Origin of the sequence: Veillonella dispar (genome assembly GCF_937975875.1) — a bacterium.
In the GTDB taxonomy this organism is placed as follows: Bacteria; Bacillota; Negativicutes; order Veillonellales; family Veillonellaceae; genus Veillonella; species Veillonella dispar_B.
This window is the reverse complement of sequence record NZ_CALJSP010000059.1, coordinates 1-4174: the sequence shown is the minus strand read 5'-3', so window position 1 is coordinate 4174 and position 4174 is coordinate 1. Positions and strand designations below refer to the sequence as shown.

Annotated in this window: 5 protein-coding genes; all 5 read left to right on the top strand. The window is 37.2% G+C overall.

The features are described 5' to 3' along the window. The first annotated feature begins 16 nt into the window (after positions 1-16). The 5 genes from Q7P05_RS03055 (at position 17) to Q7P05_RS03035 (ending at position 4101) form a co-directional block, all read left to right on the top strand. Positions 17-589 (top strand): hypothetical protein, encoded by a 573-nt coding sequence (locus Q7P05_RS03055; protein ID WP_303930364.1) that lies wholly within the window; start codon positions 17-19, stop codon positions 587-589. Positions 590-597: 8 nt separating this feature from the next. Beyond that, on the top strand, positions 598-1167 hold the full coding sequence (locus tag Q7P05_RS03050) for a hypothetical protein (protein WP_303930362.1): 570 nt from the start codon (positions 598-600) through the stop codon (positions 1165-1167). A 21-nt stretch (positions 1168-1188) separates the two neighbouring features. Continuing rightward, positions 1189-1644 carry a hypothetical protein gene (locus Q7P05_RS03045; protein ID WP_303930361.1) on the top strand — a complete coding sequence of 152 codons (456 nt, stop codon included), beginning with the start codon at positions 1189-1191 and terminating at the stop codon, positions 1642-1644. Positions 1645-1903: 259 nt separating this feature from the next. Next, the gene (gene tnpA, locus Q7P05_RS03040; RefSeq protein ID WP_005380067.1) at positions 1904-2365 is read left to right on the top strand and encodes an IS200/IS605 family transposase; all 462 of its coding nucleotides are present in this window, start codon (positions 1904-1906) and stop codon (positions 2363-2365) included. 479 nt (positions 2366-2844) lie between these two features. Then, positions 2845-4101 carry a hypothetical protein gene (locus tag Q7P05_RS03035; protein WP_303930358.1) on the top strand — a complete coding sequence of 419 codons (1257 nt, stop codon included), beginning with the start codon at positions 2845-2847 and terminating at the stop codon, positions 4099-4101. Positions 4102-4174: the final 73 nt, after the last annotated feature.

Sequence of the window (4174 nt, the reverse complement as noted above, 5' to 3'; positions counted from 1 at the left end):
TTTGAGAGAGGTTTTTATGATTCAACGTATTTTGATGCTAGCCCTTGTGTTACTGGCTTTCACCATGCCTACAGAGGCAATCACATTTCAGGAGTTGAAGACGTCACCACAGTTCAAGCTGGTTCATACTCGGTCGATGAATGGTTCTATGGAGAGTGGTGGCTTGTATATCTATTTGAACACGTATTCCATTGAGGCCCTTCGCTATGCACCGCCACAGTATTCTTTGCGTGGGACCTACTATGTTGTGATGGATACGTCTTATCAATCTACCATTGACGAGCGACAGCTCACTGTGGATTATGATACTAACTATTCGTTAGCGACCCTTATTCATTCGTCTCGTATAATGAATCCGAGTCCGTCTATGATAGCTTTAATTGAGGCTAGTGAAAGTAAGTCTGGTTTAGCTATGACAGAGGTAGATGTGGCGAAGTATACTTTTGATGGTGCGACGAAGCCAATGCATTATGTGAATGATACGCGTAAGTTCCCACTTAATCGTAATAACACTATTATGTATGATATAGCGGATGCTATGTTTATGTCTGTGTATCAGCAGCATTTTGATGATATTGTGGTACCGTGAGGTGGACGATGAAACGTATATATTTACTTTCACTATGGTTATTAGCCTGCCTCGTATTGCCTATTAAAGGCCAAGCCGTAACACAGGCTGACTTATTAAACTCAGAGCGATTTGAGCACATCGATTCGAGTGCTGACTCTGGACGAGGGGATGGAAAATATTTGGACCTTTCATCTGTTAAGTCTGTAACGGCACCGAATGGTCATCGTCGTATCGAAGCCAGCATTTATGTTTCCATGCCTGCTGCTAATATGATTCAAGGACTTTCAGTACAATACGATTACCAAATGGATCGTTCTTTGCGCCATTTGATTAATGCTCATGATAACAGTTTAAAACAAGGTGATAAGACGCCATATATCTCTATTTGGCGTGCAAAACAAGAAAACTCAGGTATCACTGGAACCGTTAATGATGGCGGTACCTATTACAATAATGGACAGACTCGCCAACAACGAATCTATGCAGAAAACCTAAAAGCTATGATTCTACCTGCTGAATTTGGTGACGAAAAATATAAATTGCCTAATTTGATGTATAAAAAAGCATATGGCATTGCCTATGATGATGAACCGTAATAGCTTATGAATAGGAATGGAATGGTTAAAGCAGTGGATAAACTCGGATGGAGAATTAAACTTCTTTTGGGTCTCTTGTTAAAGTTTGTACTTTTATTTATTTGGGGAGCCTCTATTTGGGGGATTTATACATTACTGTACGATCGATATGTATTAGAAGCGTACCCATTAAGAGATTATCTTCCCGTATTGATACTATGCTTTGGGAATATTTGGGCTTTACCATGGGTAATTTTATGGTATGAAAAGTTATATCCAGCATTTGATAAACCTAATATATATTATAGAGTAAAAGCTTGGTTCATTTCTTTAAAAGAACAATCTACCGTGGGTATGTGTGTATATAATTTTATGGATTTTTTTATAAAGTTATGTGTAGTAACGTATGGTACTATTGTTGTTATAGTTTGTTTTATTTCGGCTTTTGCTATATTAGTTCCGATTCTACTTGTGATTGCTGGACTGATTCTTCGTTAGTTCTTAAAAGCTCCTAAACATTCATATTAGATTTCTGATATATTCTTAATTTATTTACATAATGCAAAAGCCAAGCTATTCATATTTAAAAATAGCTTGGCTTTTATTATTGTCTTTAGACTGGTTCGCGACGTAGTCGCGAATCATTAAACCACCCGCTATGCGGGTGCGGCAACGAAAGTTATACAAAAAAATCACCTTGCTTAAGTATAATGTAGGTGTTCAAGCCGCATTATATGCAAAAGAAAGGTGATTTTATATGGCAACAAAGACACAGAGCCTTGCGCACACAAAATGGTTATGCAAATACCACATAGTATTTACACCTAAGTATAGACGTAAAGTTATATATAATCAATACAGAAATAGTTTACGTGAAATACTGAGACGTTTATGTGAATATAAGGGCGTCAAGATTATAGAGGGGGAGCTTATGGCTGATCATGTGCATATGCTAGTATTAATCCCACCTAAAATATCAGTATCATCTTTTATGGGATACTTAAAAGGGAAAAGTGCGCTAATGATGTTCGATAAACACGCAAACTTAAAGTATAAATTTGGAAATAGACACTTTTGGTCCGAGGGTTATTATGTTAGTACAGTAGGTTTAAATGAGGCTACAGTAAAGAAATATATACGTGAGCAAGAGTTACATGACCAAATGAAAGATAAACTTAGTGTAAAAGAATATGAGGACCCTTTTAAGGGTAGCAAGTAATACACATCCCCTTTAAGGGGAACGTTACGAGTCAATGGCTATGCGGCTTGAACGTAGTGAAAGCCAGCGCCTTTAGACGCTGGCCTAGTACTACGGGCTTATAGCCCGTGAGCAAACCACCCGTTTTACGGGTGGTTCTGATTAGTGGAGCACTTGTAGCCCTTATTTGCCTTACAAAAAGCAAATAGCCCTCCGTTGCCTAGTGTGACTAGATAACTGAAAGGCCATTTCCTAATGTTTTACTTTTTTCGAGATGCGCCTGACGTTTCGACTCGTCTAGCTATCTACTTATATTATAGGGATAAAGATTTATATCGTCAAATTGAGATAAACCTTATAAATATCAATTAGAAGTAACTCTTATATACTAAATTATAAAATTATTAATTATAGGCACAGTCTTGTTTGCATAGTATACTTATGCTAATAAGATTGTGCTTATTTTGTTGTAATGTGAGAGAAGAAAAAGAGAGGGTTTTATGTTACGTAAAAGTGTAATTATGATAGCATTAGCAGCTGCTTTCACCATGAATGTAAGTGCTGTACAGATCGAAGTGCCAGCTGGACAACCGCCTATGCCTGGAGCAGATGCGAGTATTCCTGCTAATGCGTATGAGAATTATCGTCATATTAATGAAGTAGCGGAGCAAAAGGCAGAGTCATATAGTCAATTTGTAAAATCAAATTCTACAAACTCTTTATCTACCTTTGATAAGCTAAATTCGGAACATCCTGGTTTTGCTAAGGCGTTGGAGCTTGCAGATTATTCGCAGTCTACAGTTGTATTGATTCATGAAGGGGATAAGAATATTAGATTATCCGTCCCAAATGTTAGCTTTCGTGGTGATGTTGTAGAAACAGAGACTGGGAAAGGGCCATTATTTGCTGTTCAAAGTCTCAGTACATTTCTAGTAGTAGGACCACCTCATGGGAAAGAACTTAGTAAATATGCTGATGGTGAAGGAAAATATACGTATCGAGGCTTGAGGAATGCCTCTTGGAAGCTCATGTCAAACAGTTCTCGCGTAATGTATACGGAATTCACTCCAAATGATACAAAGACCACGTATGGAGTTACCTATGGTGGCTGGGTTAATACAGAAGATCCATATCAAAACAAAGCACCTGAGGTGGTGATGAGTAATTATATTATTCCATCTATAGAGTCTTTATCTAGCTTGGATAATTATAGCCAAATTGAGCATTGGGGCAATTATAGCTTTCGTATTCCTAAAACGGCTAAATTAATCAGTGAAACCGTTGAGGATGGAGTATATGATGTGAGACTATATGAAGATACAGGAGCTAAAATACGGGTAATACGTAGCTCAATCAAGGACAAAAATAAAGATGTAACGATTATTAAGATCCCAATACTATATTTTTTATATAAATATGGTGACTTAGAAACACCTACACAATACGCAGTAGTATGGAATAATGGGATTGCAGGTTCTTTGGTTGATTCCTATAAGCCTAATCGTGAATCCTATCTCCGTCATGTTGTGAGAGATTCTGTTTACGTTTACAGCTATCGCATTAATTATGATGAAAGTAAAACGTCTTATACACATAAACAGCTAAGAGATATGATCGAATACGTAAGTTTTGATGATGCGGCAAAGTTACGAAAAGAGCCTCAATGGCGGGAAGAAGGAACATATAAGGAGAGACTTGAAAATAGTTCCATCTTTAGTCCATGGTATATGGAATGGATTAAGCTATTAAGTAAATAGCTGTATTTGACTGTTTAGTTTGAGAGAGGTTTTTATGATTCAACGTATTTTGATGCTAGCCCTTGTGTTACTG